We start from the raw sequence: 17510 nt of genomic DNA on the forward strand, positions 1-17510 counted from the left end.
TTTTCATCTTTTTCTCTCTTTTTCGTTCTTATTGTCGCTTTTTTGTGCTCTAAAAAATGAGCAGAAAAAAGAAACTTTTCTTATATCTGATAATAAAAATTGGAGAATGCTACAAAGCATCCTCCAATTTCAGTCATATTTTGTATGTATATAAGTATCCGAAAGGACTTTATAACAGACAATTCTTATTTTTTATTCTTCCCAAAGAGATTTCTTGTCGCCCCAAATGTGCAAACCTCCATCTTCTTCAGTAGGATCTTGCTTTCTGGTATCAATCTCTTCTCCGGGATTATAACCCCCACCTACACCAGGACTGGCAACAAGCATCAAACTTTCAGCAGACCAGGTAATAGAAGTTGTTTTAGGTGCTATATATTGTTTCTTATTCATAGTTTTCTGTGACTTTATTTGATTATTACTTTTGCACCATTGAGGATATAGAGACCTGCCTGCTGCGGCTTGCTGATACGCTGATCTTGCAGATTGTAGTAAACATCAGCAGCGCGATTGGAACTGCCTGTATCAATGCTTTCGATACTCTCAATTCCTGTTGTGGTATCGTCAAAATCGAACACAACTCGTGTGCCTGCGGGCAGAGCGCTGAACTTCATATACGCCTTGTGAATAGGGAAGTTATTGATATTGCTCTCAGCCTTGTGGAAGGTACCGCCCTGCATCACATAAATGGGGTCGGTAGTTGTAGCTGTGAGAGAGGTAATGGGGTTTACAGTTACACCTGTCATAACGTTGTTTGTGACATGGTAGACTTGCTGATCTTGTTCACCAATCGTGTAGTAGAAGTCAGCATCTGTAGCTTCTTTATCGAGTACCTTGAGAAGTACGCCCGTATAAGCAGGAACGTAAGAATAAGAACCTGTGTAACCATCGTTTTTGTCAACACTCGTCATTTGAACGTGCTTAGTGGCTGTACCGTAGTCGCCCTTTCCATCCAAAATCTTAGTGCTGGCTACGAAAGCTGCAACCGCTGAATGGTGCTTCTCATTATAGTAGTCACTGAAGTCTACATCGAACTCACGAGCGAATGTTCCGTACTTGTTCTTGATGGATACCCCCGGAATCTTATAGTCAAGCTGGTCAATGAAGTTGAACTCACTTGTCTTGTAAGCATGTGCGGTAAGATCATATACCTGCTTGTTCCATACCTTCTTGTAAGTTTTAAGGGCAGACTTCTTTACGTAAATCTTAGTTGTCTTGGCAAACTCGTTATAGTTCGTTCCTGTCTCATCCAGCTCAAAGCGGGTTGTACTCAACATCTCATCGGTAGGTGCGCTTTCAATGAAGAATATACTCTGGACAGGATTTGCTGCATCTGAAGTGATGAAAGCATTGGCACCGATATAAGATACATCTTTCTTCACAACAACTTCCTTCACTTTGGCTGTTACGTGCTGGAAAGCATAGTCGCCGATGAGGTTTACGCCGTATTTCTTACCGTTATGTTCAATGCTTGTTGGCAGAACGAAAGTATGGTCTTCACGCTTTGTGCTAAGCATGTTCACACTCTCCTCTGACATCGCAATATATTCCTCTGTGCCGATGGTGAATGATTCCTTGATACCACCTTTGAACTTCTTATAGAAGTCTTCATCTTTATATTTGTTAACCAACTCCTTACGGACATTGATTGTGATATTCTTAAACATGTCACCAGCCTGTGTGCCGTCATCGAATGACATCTCGTTTTGTGCCGTATTGATATTTGCTGCCGGAATCATGTCATCGCAAAGGAAGGTGATAACCTTGAGCTTCTTGCACAGACCGAAAGCACGCTTACCGATGGATTTAACCTTGTTAGGGATGGTCACATTGGTCAGCTTCTCACAGTTGAAGAAAGAGTTTTCGCCAATCGTTTCAATGGATGGAGGAAGCAGTGTGAATTTGCTGTTAGCCTTTCCTGGAGGGAAGAGAATCAGCTCCTTCTTGTCATGTGAAAGCAGATAACCGTCAACGCTTGAATACTTTGTATTTTCCTTTTCAACATTGATGTCGGTCAGGTTCTCACAATACTGGAAAGCCAGCGGGTCAATGTCGGTCGTCGCCTTGGTTACTTCAATCTTTTTCAGATCCTTACACTTACGGAACGCTTCTTTTGCAATCTTCGTCACGTTCTTAGGGATGCTTATGCCATGCAGACCGCAATCGGCGAAAGCTCCTTCTCCAATCTCTGCAATAACGGCTTCCGGGTCAAAGGTTACCGTAGCCAACTTCTTACATCCGCTGAAAGCATTACGCTTGATATTTGTTACAGATTTGGGCATGTTGAATGACTCGAGGCTCTCTGCATTGGCAAAGGCATTTTCTTCAATGGTTTCCAAATCGCAGTTACCTTCAAATTTAAAGGTCTTCAACTTCTTGTTCGTTGTGAATACATTGGGTTTGATTGTCTTCAACTTAGAGTCAGCAGGCATGGTGACTGTCTCTAATTCCTTACACCCATTAAACACGTCGTTAAGCTCAGTGATTGTCGCGGGCAGCGTCACCGTCTTCAGTTTTTCGCAACCCCTGAAAGCTGCTTGCTCCAGTGTTGTCGTAGAAGAAGGCTTTTCAAATGTAACAGTCTCAAGATTTGGCATGTTACGGAATGCAGCTGTACCAACTTTCTCTACAGCTTTAGGGATAGTGATGGATGTTAAGTTGTTGGCTGCCTGAAAGGACTGTGCTGCAATTTCCTTGACTGTTTCAGGAATAGCATAGGTAACTCCGGCCTTGCTGGGTGGATACAAAAAGAGCTTGTCTTTCTCTTTGTTGAAGACAACTCCATCAACAGCAACAAAGTCAGGGTTGTCATCAGCAACCTTGTATTCATTTATCTTATCACATGCTACGATAGCACCTTCTTTCAAACCATCCTTTTTCAATCCTGTGGGTATTGTGATTGTTTGAAGTTTTTTTGCCCCATAGACGGAGTTACTGGTCGTTTTCACAACTTTATTCAAGTCAAGAGAGGTTATGTTGTCAGTATTCATGATACCATACTGACCAATACTTGTAAATTCATCGGGAACTTTATAATCGGTATCTGCTTTTGCTCTTGGGTAGCAGACCAATTCTTTTTTTGTTTTGTCAAAAAGTACACCACCGTCAACCTTGAATGTTGGGTTACTTTCTGCAATTTCAAATTCCAACAAGGTGTTGGTTGTAGCGATAGGAGGATAAACCTGATCAACCTTTTGCAGTCCAGCCGGCAATACGATTTTCTTGAGTTCTGCATGGGCAGGGAATGCACCGCGGTTGATCTCCGTCACATTCGGATCTACGTTGTAAGTGTCACTGCCAATCTTTGTCGCAATAGCTGTCGGAACATTCCACAGTTTTGTCTTGTCGTTTGAATAAAGCACTCCATTAGCATCTGACGAAAAGTGGCTGTTCGCAGGGTCAACAGTGAAGACAGGAACTGTGCGTAAGTCGCCGAAAGCAATGGGGTTTATTTTCTCTACACTTGCCGGAATGTTTATACTGTCCAGCTTTGTTGCCCCACTGAAGCAGTTAATACCTAATTCTTTAATGGTGTTCGGAAGTGTTACGGATGTTACCTTTTTGCTGGTATAGCCACCTTTGGAACCCACTTCTACAACGGTGAAAGTTACGCCCTTATTGTCACCTATTGTTTCAGGGATAACCAACGGACCAGCATTCTTGGTTGACAAGAATCTCAATGTAGGCTGTACGCCAGATGTTCCGTCGGGCTGAATCACCTGATAGTGCGTTTGTTCGTTGTCAAACGAAACTATCTGATCCTTTGTGTATGCCCAAAGGAAATTAGGTATTGCTGTCAAGAGCAATGTCAGCAATAGCAGTTTTAATTTTCTCATACTCATATTTATGTTATTAATATTAATATTAATTCCCATTTGAAATGCGCAGCTTACTCGGTCTGATACTTCTTCTTTAAAAGACCATAATGGGCAACTCTTTGCCTGCATCCCAGCCGTTCTGTCCGAATGCATGGTTTCCTGAAGTCTGTAAGTCGTCAACACTGTGAGCGCAACAGTAGAAAGTGATCAGCTTTTTATAAAGGTGTGTGCAAAGGTGGTAATTATTTCTATAATTGCAAAAAATATCAGCAGAAAGTTTAAATCGTGCGGGAATTTACATCTTTTTTGATAACAATGACTATCATTGAAAGCGTGAATTCAACAAGCAAGTGCAAATTTCAGACCGTTGCAAAAGGACAAATATGTTCAGGCAGCAGAAATACTGCGCCCTATTATCAAGTCAGGCAAGCACCAACTTGCTTCCAATGGCGTCCGCGAAGACCAATCCGCTTTCAATATGCTCCGCACAACTCTTACTAATGATGAATATCTATATACCCCAATTCGGGATAAGCAGTTCTTCTTTTTCCTCAAAAAAAGTTTCAATAAAAGCCTAAAAAGAGGATTGTTTTTTGTATATTTACTGTTGAAAATCAATCATATAACAAAATAACAATCCTCATGAAACTTGTCAGCAAAGTTACGGAAATCTATTGTATTGCAGATGATTTCTGCAAAGAATATAATTTAGAATTGAACAAAACCTCTCTTTCGCTCTCAAATCCCTCTGCCAATAGTCCAAAACATCGCAAGAGAAAAGGACGAATGAGTGATGCTGAAATGATCACAATTCTTATATTGTTTCACAGCAATACATTTCGGAATTTCAAACATTTCTATCTCTTTTATGTTTGCCGAGAACTAAAAAAAGAGTTTCCCAATCTACTCTCCTATACACGCTTCGTTGAACGTATGCCTCGTGTTGCAATCCCCCTCTTGCTTTTTCTCAAACTGGGATTAATGGGAGAATGCACAGGGATAACCTTTATCGATTCCACACGTATTCCAGTGTGCGAAAACAAGAGACAATCCCGTAATCGCGTATTCAAAGGTTATGCCCAGAAGGGGAAAAGTACTATGGCTTCAAACTTCATCTTTTGTGTAATGAACGAGGCGAACTACTCAATTTTGCACTAACCCGAGCCAATGTAGACGACCGTAACCCAAAAGTATTCAACGATTTAACGAAAGATTTATTTGGGAAATTATATGCCGATAAAGGGTATATTCCTCAATCACTGTTTGCTTCATTCTTTGATAGAGGTGTGCACATCGTAACAGGAATACGAACTAATATGAAGAACAGATTAATGGATGTGCATGATAAAATCATGCTTCGCAAGAGAAGTATCATAGAGACTATCAATGATATGTTGAAGAACGTTGCACAGATAGTTCACACACGCCATAGAAGTATCTCTAATTTTATCGTTAATCTTTTAGCTGGTATTGCTGCGTATGCTTTCTACGACACCAAACCTTCCATCAATATGGAGTTTGAGAGGGAAGAAAAGCAGGGTGTAAAACAGCTCACTTTATTCTAATCTATAATTTGCGTGAAACAATTACACTTCGGTTTTAGGTCAAGGCCGAAAGGATGCGTGTGCGGTTTAAGAAACTCATGAAAGAGCGTTTCTTAAACCGAATTGGGGTGGCGTAGTGTATGCGGAGGTTAGAAGAGCGTGGGTTCGTCCTCGGGAAGGAGCTTGTAGCTTCGGCGGTGGTAGGGAGAGCAACCATGGCGGCGAATACCCTCGCGATGTAGGGCTGTGGGGTAGCCGGCATTGTGGTCCCAACCATAGAAGGGATACTCTTTGTGAAGTTTCTGCATATAGTCGTCGCGGTAAGTTTTGGCCAAGATAGAGGCGGCTGCAATCGACTCATATTTCCCATCGCCTTTGACGATAGTTTGATGCGGCGTAGTGCCGTAGGGGAAAAATTTGTTGCCGTCGACAATGATAAATTCAGGACGTACCTGTAGTTGATCCAAGGCGCGGTGCATAGCCAGAATAGAAGCCTGGAGGATGTTGATACGGTCGATTTCCTGCGGAGTGACAATGCCGATTGCCCAGGCTATAGCGTCGCGCTCTATTTCTTCACGCAAGCGGTAGCGCTTGTGGGCGGAGAGCTGCTTAGAGTCGTTGAGTCCTTCGTTGTGGTAGTCCTCGGGGAGAATGACTGCCGCGGCATAAACGCTACCCGCCAGACAGCCACGACCAGCTTCATCGCAACCGGCCTCGAGAGGATATGTGCTGAAATGAGAAGCAAGCATGGATTTTGTTTTTCAAAAGAAACCGCGAGCCAAGAGGGCGCGAACGCATCGTGCCTGGTTGGTCGCGGGTGATCTGTGGATAAGAAAAGGAAATTATTCTACGCGTACGGCAGTGCCAGAGCATACCACCATCAGCATAGAACCCTGAGCACCTACGGTTTCGTAGTCGAGGTCGATGCCTACAACAGCGTTAGCTCCCATTGCGGCAGCGCGTTCGCGGATTTCTTGTAGTGCTGTTTCTTTGCCTTCCTTGAGCACCTCTTCGTAGGAGCCTGCGCGACCACCGAAGAAATCGCGTAAGCCGGCGAAGAAATCGCGCACGACATTTGCGCCGATAATGGTTTCTGAGGTTACGATACCTAAATACTGCTGGATAGTGTGTCCTTCAATCGTTGGAGTTGTAGTGAGTAACATAATAGTATGCTGTGTTGTGCAGCAGGGCTGCGGTTAAAACATTTTTCTTACTCTTTCGATGCCCGCTATGAGTGTATCTACTTCGGACTGTGTGCTATAGAGGGCGAAACTGGCGCGGCACATTCCTTCCACGCCATAGTGTTCCATGACGGGTTGTGCGCAGTGGTGTCCCGTTCGGATAGCGATACCGAGGCGGTCGAGTAGGGTGCCGAGGTCGAGCGGGTGGATGTCGCCTACGTTGAAAGCTACAACGGCATCTTTTCTCTCGCTGGTGCCGTAGAGATGCATACCTTCAATCTGGCTCATTTGCTGCATAGCATAGCGAGTGAGGGCTTGTTCGTGAGTATGAATCTTGTCCATGCCGATAGAGTCGACATAGTCGAGCGCAACGGCCAAGGCGTGCGAGCCTACATAGTCGGGCGTACCCGCTTCAAATTTGTAAGGGAGTTTCTCGTAAGTGGTGTGTTCGAACGTTACGCGACTAATCATTTCTCCACCGCCTTGATAGGGCGGCATTTGCTCCAATAGCGATTCGCGACCGTAGAGAACGCCAATGCCGGTAGGGCCGTAGACTTTGTGACCACTAAAGGCGAGGAAATCGCAATTGAGATCTTGAACATCCACCTTGAAATGGGGAACACTCTGTGCGCCATCTACGAGGATATGTGCCCCATGGGCGTGCGCGATGCAGCCCATCTCTTTGATAGGATTGACCGTGCCGAGCACGTTGCTAACATGAGCCACGCAAACAAGGCGCGTGCGTTCGGTGAAGAGCTTTTCATAGTTCTCTATCTCAATCTCGCCTTTCTCGTTGAAAGGGATAACTTTGATTCGACAGCCTTTTCGCTCACACAGCATTTGCCATGGCACGATATTGGAGTGGTGTTCCATTTCGCTAATGAGGATTTCGTCGCCTTCTTTCAGGAATGCCTCGCCGTAGGAACTGGCCATGAGATTGAGACTTTCGGTTGTGCCGCGCGTAAAGAGGATTTCTGATGTGGAACAGGCGTTGATGAACTGACGAACGCGCTCACGGGCGTTTTCGTGGAGCTCGGTTGCTTTCTGGGAAAGGTAGTGTACGCCGCGGTGAACATTGGCGTTCACGCTCTGATACTCCTCTGAAATTGCATCAATGACACACTGAGGCTTTTGCGTAGTGGCCGCATTGTCCAGATAAATAAGTGGGCGATTGTAAACCTTTCGGGAGAGAATAGGAAAGTCGACCCGAACTTTTGAATCAAGATATGTATTCATTTCTTTAATGTGCTAATGTGGAACTGTGTTAATGTGTTAATGTGCTAATGCGCTAATGTTGTAGCCCGTTGGTCCATTAGTACATTGTTGTATTAGCACATTAGCACATAGGTTTAATTACAAAAGTTCTGCATCTTGCAACCGTCGCAATGACGCAATTCTCCGCGGAAACGAAGTTCAACCAAATGAGAGAGGCGTTCCTGTAAAGGTTCGAGCGTGACGTGTTGAAGAACATCGTTGATGAAAGCATGTTGGAGAAGTAGGCGAGCTTCCGGTTCGGGAATACCACGCTGGCGCATATAGAAAAGTGCGTTTTCATCGAGCTTTCCAACCGTAGAACCGTGATTACATTTTACATCATCTGCGTAGATTTCCAGCATGGGTTGTGCATAAGCACGGGCGTCCGGACTGACACAAAGGTTGGAGTTGGTCTCCTGAGAAGCCGTTTTTTGTGCACCTGCCTGAACAAGAACTTTTCCTGCAAAAGCACCAACGCTTTTGTCGTCAAGTACGTATTTGTAGAGTAAGTCGCTAGTACACTCTTCGGCGTTGTGGTCGATGAGGATATTATTGTCGACGTGCTCTTGTGCGTTCGCTATGACTGCGCCATAAGCATTGATAGCGGCGTGACGCCCAACGAGGTGAACGTCCATCATGTTGCGCGTGATGCCGTTATGGAGAGTCATGCCGTTGAAGGTTACTTCGCTCCGCTCCTGCTGCTCTATGTACATATTGCTCAGATGCGTATGCGTGTCGGCCGTTTCTTCTAAAGCATAGAGATGCAGCTTTGAATTTTTTCCTGCAAAGATTTCAACGACTTGCGTTGTGAGACTGCGTTGTTCTGTAGGGCTTTCGTCGCAGAAGAGAATCGTACCTTCTGCTCCCTCTTCTACTACAATGAGTACACGGCGGTTTGACATGAAGTCGATAGTGGCCGCACTGATATTGACAATTTGCAGTGGGCGTTCCAACTTCTTACCAGCAGGGATATGAATCAAAATCCCATCTTGTGCCAGCATTGTGTTGAGTTCTGATACTGCATCGCGTTGCTGAGTGGCTAAGCGATTGTAGTAGGGCTTGATGAACTCAGCATTCTCATGGAAAGAAAGTGTTGCGGGAACCACGGTGTCGTTGACCACATAAGCCACGTCGGCATTCATCTTAGGAAGGCTGCAACGATAAGCCTTGTATGGATCAACACTTAGCGGAATTCGCTTGAGATTCAGACCATAATTAGGCGTTAAAGCCTTTTCTAAGTCGGTGTATTTGTAGCGCTCCACTTTCTGTGTAGGTAGTCCGTGTTGCTGCAAGTTGTCGAACGCTGCTTGTCTTTCGGCATTCATGGTGGAGCAGGAACCATCCTCGATCACAGTACGCTGCGAAGCGAATAAGTCCAGATATTGTTGAATGGCACTCATTGTTTTTCTGCTTCTTCAATAATCCATTCGAACCCTTTCTCCTCGATGTCGTAACCCAGTTGGGCACTGCCGCTACGCACCACTCGCCCGTTGACGAGAACGTGAACGAAATCAGGTTTGAGATAGTCGAGCATACGCTGGTAGTGGGTGATGACCATGGCGCTCGTCTTTTCCGTGCGGAGTTGATTAAAGCCCTCCGCCACGATGCGTAATGCGTCAACGTCGAGTCCTGAGTCAGTCTCATCGAGAATACTGAAAGTGGGTTCGAGCACTGCCATTTGGAAAATCTCGTTGCGTTTGCGTTCACCACCGCTAAAGCCCTCGTTGACCCCACGCCCCATGAAGTGAGCGTCTAATCCAACGAGCTTGCGTTTCTCACGCAATAGTTTCAGAAAATCACTTGCGCTCATAGGTTCTTGACCGAAGTATGTGCGCTTTGCATTAACAGCGGCACGCATGAAGTTGGTCATAGAAACCCCAGGAATTTCTGTGGGAGCTTGGAAAGACATAAATATACCCTCATGGGCGCGGTCTTCTGGCTTCATAGCTAAAAGGTCCTTACCATTGAAGCTGATGCTGCCCTCTGTGACCTCGTATTTAGGGTTGCCCACCAATACGTTCGACAAGGTTGACTTACCTGAACCGTTCGGGCCCATAAGAACGTGGACTTCACCATCATTGATAGTCAAATCAACCCCCTTTAGAATTGCTTTTCCCTCCACTTTAGCGTGGAGATTTTTTATTTCGAGCATGAATTATTTTATATAGATGTATATTATATGCAAAAATAGAGATAAAAAACTGTACGACAAAATACGAGCCAAAGGCCTCTGTTACAATCAGAAAGTAAAATGGGCAGGAAAATAAAGTAAAAAACGCGAAGAATGTGAATAATAGTTGCATAATGAAAAAACTATCTTTATATTTGCCACGGGACTTATTGAAAAATAGAGAGTCTCTAAACAGAATACTACTAACAATATCTAACACTTATCCCTATGAAACATTTCTATTCTAGGACTGCAATGTTGCTAGCAATGTTTTTTGCCTGCATTGTGGTTAGTGCTCAGACCGTTTATTCGGCTGTAGGGTTTGGCGAGGGCAATTATCTCAAGACGATAACGCCCGGCCAGAAGATCTGCTTACAAGCAGCCCGTTCTTCTTCTCTTTGCGTGCTGGATACGGCGCTTACGGAGAACTTGAAAACCTCTATCACCGATGGTGGTGTTTGGGAGTTTCAAGTTGCCAACGAGTCTACAAACCAGTACTATCTATTCAATCCTGCCAGTGGTAAGTATTTATCCGTTGGCTCGAATGCTGAAGGTTACGCCATTTTAGTTATGAAAGCTTCGCAGCGTAATGCGGAAGCATTTTATGTGAGAACTTCTGAAAACTACGCCAATGCTGCCGCAGTTCCAGCTGATGCAGATTGGGGCACAGTTACTTTTGATTCTTATCCAGGTGCTCTTGTTTTTACCTTCTCTGATTGGGGTGCTCCCACTAAAGACACTCATTATCAGTTGAATGGTTATGCGGGGAAAACTCCGGGCTTCACTAATCAATGTCAGGGAAACTGTTGGTATGCTTATGCTGTAGAAGAGGTTCAAGGGCTTGAAAAACTCGCCTCTATCTTCAATCAGTATTTCCCTACAGGTAGTAATGAAGAGTTTATCGCAGGTACTGAGCCGGGCAATATCCCGCAGGATAAGTTTGATGCTTTACAAGAAATTTTTGAGCGTGCACAGCAACTCATCAATGAAACAAGCACAGATGTAGAAGCCTGCAACAACGCTTGTGTTGAGATTGAAAAAGCTTATAAAGAAGCAAAAGAAAGCATCATTCCTTTTACGGAAGGCTACTATTTCTTTGTTAATCATGCAGGTGAAGCTACAGGCATGTTTGAAGACAATGATCAGGTTCGTTTCAATAAAGCCTCTTGGACTCGTCCCGAGCATCCGACGGCTGATGATATGGCGTATATTTGGAAACTTGTTCCTGCCAGTGAAACGCCAAATCAGTTCTACATTCAGAACTATCTGACCAACAACTATGTAGGATTCCTCAATGCGTATGGAAGAGTTATTCCTACGACGGCTGAAAAGCAGCAAGTTTATACCATTTCCAACTTCCCTGGAGTGAAGGACTACTTTGCACTTCAGGCAAACGATGTGGATATGCTGCTTCATGCAAATACGAGTGGTGCAAATACGGTTGTTTATTGGGACAATACTCATCAGAATTCGGCTTGGCATCTCTATCCGATTTCCCAAGAAGATGTTAATGCACTTCAGTCAGCTCTGGATCAACAGAAAGCCAAGAAACGCTTGGCGGAACTCTTTGATGAAGCTAATGACTACTACCAGAAAGGTTTAACTTATACATCGGCCGCAACACCAGGCGATTATCCCGCAACAGTTGACGGTTTGGTGACAAAAGCTTCTCAGCTTTCTACCAATGCTCAAGAGCCTTCTGAAGGTCCTATCGCAAATCTTGTTGATGGCGACTTGAAGACTTTTTTCCATACTTCATGGAGTGTTTCTTTGCCCGATGTTCCGTATCATTGCTTGAATGCCGATCTTGAAAAGGCAGTAGGAGCCATCACTTTGAAGTATGCTAAGCGCTACAATACAACTACAAATGGTCTGCCCTATAAAGTTCGCATCTTTGCCTCCAACGACTCTGTTAATTGGGTAAGTCAGAACATAACAACGTTCGCCTTTACCGATTCTGTTACGATCGATGGTTCAAAGGTTGAAAAGTATGTAGGCCGTACTTCTCTTGCTTTCAATAATGGTGAAAACTTCCGTTATGTTCGTTTGCAAGTGGAGCAAAATAGAGGAAATTCCCATGCTAGCGGTAATCTCTACTTCTATCTTGGCGAACTTCGTATTTATGAGGCGACTTACGATAAGGATCATTCATTGGCTGAAAGCGTAGATCCAACGATACGTAAGAACTTTGTGGATCAGCTCGCTGCTGCTTCTGCTATTATTGCCGCAGGCAATGCGACACAAGCCGATGTTGATGCGTTCCAAGCTGCTTATGACGCTTACAAGGCCGTTTATCCAGATCCAGCAACTTTGAAGGCAGAGATTGCAAAGCAGCAGGCTATTATTGATGCAGCAGTTGAAGGCGAGAATTTTGGTGATTACGCTGGAGGTGCTAAGGCAGCTTTCCAGACAGCTTTGGATGCTGTATCGTCACATGTTGCTGATTTCACAACGATTGAGCAGTTGAACAATGCTAAGGCTCAAGTGGCTAACGCTGCAAAGGCTTTTGATGCAGCTCTTCATAAACCAGCTACGGGCGACATTGTTTTCCTTCGCGCTAACTCCGATAATGCTTCTGTCAACAAACAGTATGTTTACTCTGCGGGTAATAATTCTCATGCAACGCTGCGTTGGGGTGGCTATTCCTCTGAAACTGGCGACGATGCTAATCTGAACAACCGCCTTAGCTATATGTGGTTGGTAACAGTCAATGAGGATGGTTCGTTCACGTTCAAGAACATCGGTACTGGTCTCAATATGGCAGGTCGTACTAAGAAAGCTACCAATAACGACAATAGCCTTTATCTGGCAGCCCCAGGTTCAGACACTCCCGTCAATCTCTTGTTAGAGGGTGCGCCAAAGGCTTCCAGTTTCCAGATGAACTTAGGTGCTGGCACGTATTTGCGCTTCTACACACGTGGCGATTTGGTTTATACGGATAACGGTACGAATGTAGACTCTTATTTCACTATCGAAAAGGCCACTGCTTGGGGTGAAAGTTCTTATGTAGACTTTACAGCTCAGAGACCGACACCTTGCACACTGCCCTATGAGATAGAGGCTTCCGTCGGTGATGAAGGTACGCTCTATAAAGTAGCAGGTCTTTATACGGAAGGTGAGACAACGACGCTCGAACTCACGGCTTACGCTAGCACCGAAAAAATTCCAGCAGGTACGCCGTTTATTGTAGTGGTCAATGAAGGTCTGGATGGTCTCAGCTTCTTCCCGACGGCAACATCTCTTTCTGAAATGACCTATGGTTTTGAGTGTCATCCTGTCAATGGTCTTTGCGGTACGCTCGAAAAAACCACATTGAAGGCTGGTCAGGGCTTGTTTAATAAGGGCAAGGTGGTTGTTGCAACCGATGAGGATGTTCTGGGTGGCAACTCTGGTTATCTTGACTTCACAGTTCCTGTCTTGACTGCCAAGGCTGAATATTCTGTTCCTGTTGAAGGCTTCAACGTTACGGGCATTACGCAAACTGTTGTTCCTCAGCAGAACGCTGCCATCTATGATCTCCAAGGCCGTCGCGTGCTAAAGGCACAGAAGGGTCTCTACATCATCAATGGTAAGAAAGTGGTGGTGAAGTAATTTAAGATAGAATTATTCCACTTATAAATATATCCCCGGAAGTTGGCAGTTGCTCAACTTCCGGGGATATTTCGCCCTTGTCAGCTCCTTTTTCGGTTTACAAAAAAGGGAGCGACAAACAAAACTGTCGCTCCCTTGAGGGATTATACTTGGAATGAATTTACTGCGGAAGTGTCACGCGGAAGAGCTGACTGTCGGTGTGATCTTGCTTAATAAAAGCTTTCATTTTCTTCACCACTTCGGGATGAGCAGCAGCCACGTCATGGTCTTCATGCAAATCGTTGGCAAGGTCATAGAGGTGTACCTCGCCGCGATTGACAACCATTTTCCAATTGCCCATGCGCACACCGAGCATATTGGTTTCGTGGAATTCCCAATAGAGATGGTCGTGCTCTTTCTGCGTTCCCTTGCCCGTCAGCGTGGGATAGATGGAAATACCATCGAACCAGTCGTTTTTCAGACGTGGGTTGCGATAGCGCTGCTCATAGTTTTCGATGCCTGCCAAGTCGCAGAATGTAGCCATCAAGTCGTAGAATGCAAACTGGTGGTCACTGGTGACGCCTTCTCTCACTTGTCCCGGCCAGCTAACGATGAAGGGGATACGGATACCGCCTTCGTAAGTGCTGCGTTTCAAGCCGCGCAGTTTTGCATCACGATTGAAGAACGTGGGATCTGCCCCGCCCTCTTCGTGAGGACCATTATCGGAGGTGAAAATCACAACGGTGTTTTCCGCCAGGCCTTTTTCTTCGAGTTTCTTCATGATTTCGCCCACCTGCATATCCAGACGACTGATCATGGCAGCAAACTGCGCGTGAGCAATGTTCGTCGGATTGTAGCGCGAACCTTTGTCGCCGCCATACTGACGCTCTGCACAGAAATGTCCCTTATAGGCTTCGAGTATGGAGTCCTCGGGCTGAATCAGTTCGGCGTGCGGAAGCGTGTAGGTAAAGATGCCCAAGAAGGGTTTGTCCTTGCTCTGCTTGTCGAGCCAGTTGAGGGCATGCTGATGAATAAGGTCGGAAGAATACTGCTGGCGGTTGACATAGTCGTCGCCAAACATGGCGTGCTGGATGTTCTGATCCAAAACAACGCGTTTCACGGCCTTATCGCCCGCCGAACGGCTATAGGCGTTAAGGAAGTTGGGATAGTAGAGATGCGCTTGAAACTGGCAGATGTAGCCATAGAACTCATCAATGCCGCGCTTATCGGGGGTGGAAACAGAACCTTCATAGCCACCAGCCCACTTACCGAACATACCCGTGGTATAGCCATTATCTTTAAAAATTTCGGGAATGATAACGTGGGCGGTGTCGTAAGGCTCTTGTCCAACAAGGGCGTAGTCGGTATTGTTACCATACTTCATGGTGTTGTTGTTAGACCAATATTCCTTGTTGCCTCTCACGTGGGTGTGTCCCGTATGCTGACCCGTCATGAAACTGGCGCGGGAGGGAGCTGAAACGGGGCTACCAGCGTAGGCCTGCGTGAAGCGCATTCCCTGCTGAGCAAGGCGATCGATATTGGGAGTAGAAATGAGCTGCTGACCGTAGCAACTCAAGTCGCCATAACCCATGTCGTCGCACATGATATAAATGATGTTGGGGCGCTGCTGTGCTCCTGCGGCCAAAGCGGCCAATGTGGATGCGCCAAAGAGGAGATATCGTGGTTGCATTGTATGTTGGTTTTACGATTTATAGTATCAGAATTTATTTCACTACAATTTTTGAGGACGCTTTGTCTTGTGTGGCATCAACAAGAACAATGTAGCTACCAGCGGGGAGGTGGCTGATATTCAGCGTGTGTCCTTTGCCCTGTGCGGCGAGTTGTCCCGTTGTGGAGTAGATGCTGATGGTCTTCACGCCTTGAGCAGGTTCTACTGTGACACATTGGTTTTGCGCCGTGATAGTGATGAGCGATTTCTGTGTCGTTGCGGTATTGATGCCCGTTGAGATGCTGGTGTTCGGCGAGAAGTAAGCCGTGAGCAAAACGTTGTGGTCGAGCGCGAACGTATATGTGGCGTCGAGCGAAACAACATTATTGTTCTCTTTCCAGCAAAGAAAGCGCGCATTGCCCAACGGAGTGGCTTTGGCGGTGAGTCCATCAAGAGTGGCCGTGCCGCGCTGGCTGTCGTTGGTAGTCACGCTGGCAGTAAAGGTTTGTCCCTCTTCTGGAACTATGTTGAGAATAAAGTCGAGCGTTTGTCCCGTTACTTCCTCGTCGGCTTCCGTCAGTCCGTTGCTGGTGAAACGTATGCGCATACGACTTTTGCCTGTAGCAGCATTAGCAGGAATAAGGATGTTTGCTTCCATCTCTTGAGCAGCAGTGAGCTTTTGTGCTGTTTCAAAAACACCGTCGCGGTTCCAATCGAAATAAACATAAACGGAGTCGCCAGCTTGTGGGGCATCTTTCAGCGCCAGTGCAAGCGTGGCAGTGCGTCCCTTTACGAGGGTTGCTTTAGAAGCGGTATAAATCGTGTACCAGGTATTGGGCTTCGTGTTGGGCGCAATGATTTGTCGGCCGCTCGCCACTTGCGCCGGATAAGTGAGCGGGGTAAGCACGCCCGCACCTTTGAGAGAGGCAGAGAGGACATAGTTGGCCGTTAGCGCACCGCAGGGGAAATCATAGATCTGTGTCCGACGAGCAAATTCGCTGCGTGCTCCAACAAACGTGACAAGCGAGTCGCCATCGATAGTAAGCGTTGTTTGCGGCGTTGCAACGGAGGTAAAGTAGTAGCCCGCAGGTTTACCAGCACACACCTTATAATGGGAGTTTGTTCCCAACACTTTATCGGCAGCTACATTCACAAGCTGATATCCGCCCGTGCTGTTGCCCGTTCCAACAAAATACCACTGTGCGGAATTTTCCATATTCTTACCCCAACTTAGCGAACCATCGGCAGCCATAGTAAGGTAGAGTCCGTGAGTGTTTTTCAACAGATATTTACGAGCTGGTTTCCCCACAACAGCAGAGGGCACAAAGGGGCGCAACTCATAGAGATTCTCGGTTTCAGTAGTCCTCCACCAGGAATTACCATTGGAAGCGCCAGCTTTCCAAACGATGACATTGGAACTTGCTCCGTCCTTGTTCAGCCCGTTAGGCGAAGCACTCGTATTGGCATAGTCGGCGCAGTCCGTACTGGTGAGGCGGCAGAAATTTCCGTTTGTGCCGATATAGTACTCCACAGGAGTGCTGCTCGTTTTCATTATCGATGCTCTCGATTGCGCAACATTGCAACTGGCGATGTAGTTGCCCGAAGCTGAGTTGCGAATGTAATAGCAGTTGGCCTTACTGGTTGGGATAAACTGCCAGAAGATGCGCTTCGTCACGTCGTAAGAAGTCACAACAAGCGTACCGTCCGATTCTTCGCTAATATAACTCGAACTATTGTTCTTCATAGCAATGGTGTAGAACTTGTCGGTACTGAAACTGCCGGCATTTGCTGCAGCGCACAATATCAAAGGCAGCCACAACAAAAGAAGTAATAAAGAGGTAATTTTTCTCATGATGGTGTGTTAAGTCGAAACTTGCCTCGCAAAACTACTACTTTTCTACAGATTTTTCATCTTTTTCTCTCTTTTTCGTTCTTATTGTCGCTTTTTTGTGCTCTAAAAAAATGAGCAGAAAAAAGAAACTTTTCTTATAGATAATAAAAATTGGAGAATGCTACAAAGCATCCTCCAATTTCAGTCATATTTTGTATGTATATATAAGTATCCGAAAGGACTTTATAACAGACAATTCTTATTTTTTATTCTTCCCAGAGAGAATTCTGTTTGTCCCAGATGTGTAAACCTCTATCCTCTTCACGAGGGTCTTGTTTTCTGGTGTCGATATCTTCACCAGGATTGTAGCCTCCACCCACACCAGGGCTGGCAACAAGCATCAAACTTTCAGCAGACCAGGTAATAGAAGTTGTTTTAGGTGCTATATATTGTTTTTTATTCATAGTTTTCTGTGA

At 45.6% G+C, this 17510-nt stretch carries 11 protein-coding genes and 1 pseudogene; 2 read left to right on the forward strand and 10 right to left on the reverse strand.

All coding sequences use genetic code 11. From position 1 onward, the window contains the following. Window positions 1-192 precede the first annotated feature (192 nt). Both FHS60_RS02275 and FHS60_RS02280 read right to left on the reverse strand, forming a co-directional pair. On the reverse strand, window positions 193-390 hold the full coding sequence (locus tag FHS60_RS02275) for a hypothetical protein (protein ID WP_183694458.1): 198 nt from the start codon (window positions 388-390) through the stop codon (window positions 193-195). Window positions 391-404: 14 nt separating this feature from the next. Further along, window positions 405-3833 carry a leucine-rich repeat domain-containing protein gene (locus FHS60_RS02280; protein WP_183694461.1) on the reverse strand — a complete coding sequence of 1143 codons (3429 nt, stop codon included), beginning with the start codon at window positions 3831-3833 and terminating at the stop codon, window positions 405-407. Between the two features lie 624 nt (window positions 3834-4457). On the opposite strand from FHS60_RS02280, the pseudogene FHS60_RS02285 reads away from it, so the two are divergent. Further along, window positions 4458-5380 (forward strand): annotated as a pseudogene (locus FHS60_RS02285) (IS982 family transposase). Between the two features lie 128 nt (window positions 5381-5508). On the opposite strand, the gene FHS60_RS02290 reads toward FHS60_RS02285, so the two are convergent. The 5 genes from FHS60_RS02290 to sufC form a co-directional block, all read right to left on the reverse strand. Further along, window positions 5509-6108, reverse strand: coding sequence for a ribonuclease HII (locus tag FHS60_RS02290; RefSeq protein WP_183694464.1), 600 nt, complete (start codon window positions 6106-6108; stop codon window positions 5509-5511). Window positions 6109-6201: 93 nt separating this feature from the next. Further along, a complete protein-coding gene (locus tag FHS60_RS02295) occupies window positions 6202-6522 on the reverse strand; it encodes a YbjQ family protein (protein WP_009347734.1) in 321 nt (106 codons plus the stop codon). Between the two features lie 33 nt (window positions 6523-6555). Further along, window positions 6556-7776: a cysteine desulfurase gene (locus FHS60_RS02300; protein WP_009347735.1), complete on the reverse strand. Its 1221-nt coding sequence runs from the start codon at window positions 7774-7776 to the stop codon at window positions 6556-6558. A 113-nt stretch (window positions 7777-7889) separates the two neighbouring features. Next, entirely contained in the window at window positions 7890-9194 is a 1305-nt protein-coding gene (gene sufD, locus FHS60_RS02305) for a Fe-S cluster assembly protein SufD (RefSeq protein ID WP_009347736.1), read from the reverse strand. Next, window positions 9191-9946, reverse strand: coding sequence for a Fe-S cluster assembly ATPase SufC (sufC, locus tag FHS60_RS02310; protein WP_009347737.1), 756 nt, complete (start codon window positions 9944-9946; stop codon window positions 9191-9193). Before sufC ends, sufD begins: the two co-directional genes overlap by 4 nt. Window positions 9947-10192: 246 nt before the next feature. Between sufC and FHS60_RS02315 the strand changes: the two genes are divergently transcribed. Next, window positions 10193-13555: a discoidin domain-containing protein gene (locus FHS60_RS02315; RefSeq protein ID WP_183694467.1), complete on the forward strand. Its 3363-nt coding sequence runs from the start codon at window positions 10193-10195 to the stop codon at window positions 13553-13555. Between the two features lie 160 nt (window positions 13556-13715). Here the strand turns inward: FHS60_RS02315 and FHS60_RS02320 are convergent, their stop codons facing one another. The 3 genes from FHS60_RS02320 to FHS60_RS02330 form a co-directional block, all read right to left on the reverse strand. Further along, on the reverse strand, window positions 13716-15224 hold the full coding sequence (locus FHS60_RS02320) for an arylsulfatase (RefSeq protein WP_183694470.1): 1509 nt from the start codon (window positions 15222-15224) through the stop codon (window positions 13716-13718). A gap of 34 nt (window positions 15225-15258) precedes the next feature. Next, window positions 15259-17055 carry a T9SS type A sorting domain-containing protein gene (locus FHS60_RS02325; protein ID WP_183694473.1) on the reverse strand — a complete coding sequence of 599 codons (1797 nt, stop codon included), beginning with the start codon at window positions 17053-17055 and terminating at the stop codon, window positions 15259-15261. Window positions 17056-17300: 245 nt separating this feature from the next. Further along, window positions 17301-17498 (reverse strand): hypothetical protein, encoded by a 198-nt coding sequence (locus FHS60_RS02330; protein WP_183694476.1) that lies wholly within the window; start codon window positions 17496-17498, stop codon window positions 17301-17303. Between the last annotated feature and the right edge of the window lie 12 nt (window positions 17499-17510).

Origin of the sequence: Alloprevotella rava (assembly GCF_014195585.1) — a bacterium.
In the GTDB taxonomy this organism is placed as follows: Bacteria; Bacteroidota; Bacteroidia; order Bacteroidales; family Bacteroidaceae; genus Alloprevotella; species Alloprevotella rava.

Coding starts and splice junctions, on each gene's coding strand:
- FHS60_RS02275 (WP_183694458.1), bottom strand. CDS start 390: ATGAATAAGAAACAATATATAGCACCTAAAACAACTTCTATTACCTGG.
- FHS60_RS02280 (WP_183694461.1), bottom strand. CDS start 3,833: ATGAGAAAATTAAAACTGCTATTGCTGACATTGCTCTTGACAGCAATA.
- FHS60_RS02290 (WP_183694464.1), bottom strand. CDS start 6,108: ATGCTTGCTTCTCATTTCAGCACATATCCTCTCGAGGCCGGTTGCGAT.
- FHS60_RS02295 (WP_009347734.1), bottom strand. CDS start 6,522: ATGTTACTCACTACAACTCCAACGATTGAAGGACACACTATCCAGCAG.
- FHS60_RS02300 (WP_009347735.1), bottom strand. CDS start 7,776: ATGAATACATATCTTGATTCAAAAGTTCGGGTCGACTTTCCTATTCTC.
- sufD (WP_009347736.1), bottom strand. CDS start 9,194: ATGAGTGCCATTCAACAATATCTGGACTTATTCGCTTCGCAGCGTACT.
- sufC (WP_009347737.1), bottom strand. CDS start 9,946: ATGCTCGAAATAAAAAATCTCCACGCTAAAGTGGAGGGAAAAGCAATT.
- FHS60_RS02315 (WP_183694467.1), top strand. CDS start 10,193: ATGAAACATTTCTATTCTAGGACTGCAATGTTGCTAGCAATGTTTTTT.
- FHS60_RS02320 (WP_183694470.1), bottom strand. CDS start 15,224: ATGCAACCACGATATCTCCTCTTTGGCGCATCCACATTGGCCGCTTTG.
- FHS60_RS02325 (WP_183694473.1), bottom strand. CDS start 17,055: ATGAGAAAAATTACCTCTTTATTACTTCTTTTGTTGTGGCTGCCTTTG.
- FHS60_RS02330 (WP_183694476.1), bottom strand. CDS start 17,498: ATGAATAAAAAACAATATATAGCACCTAAAACAACTTCTATTACCTGG.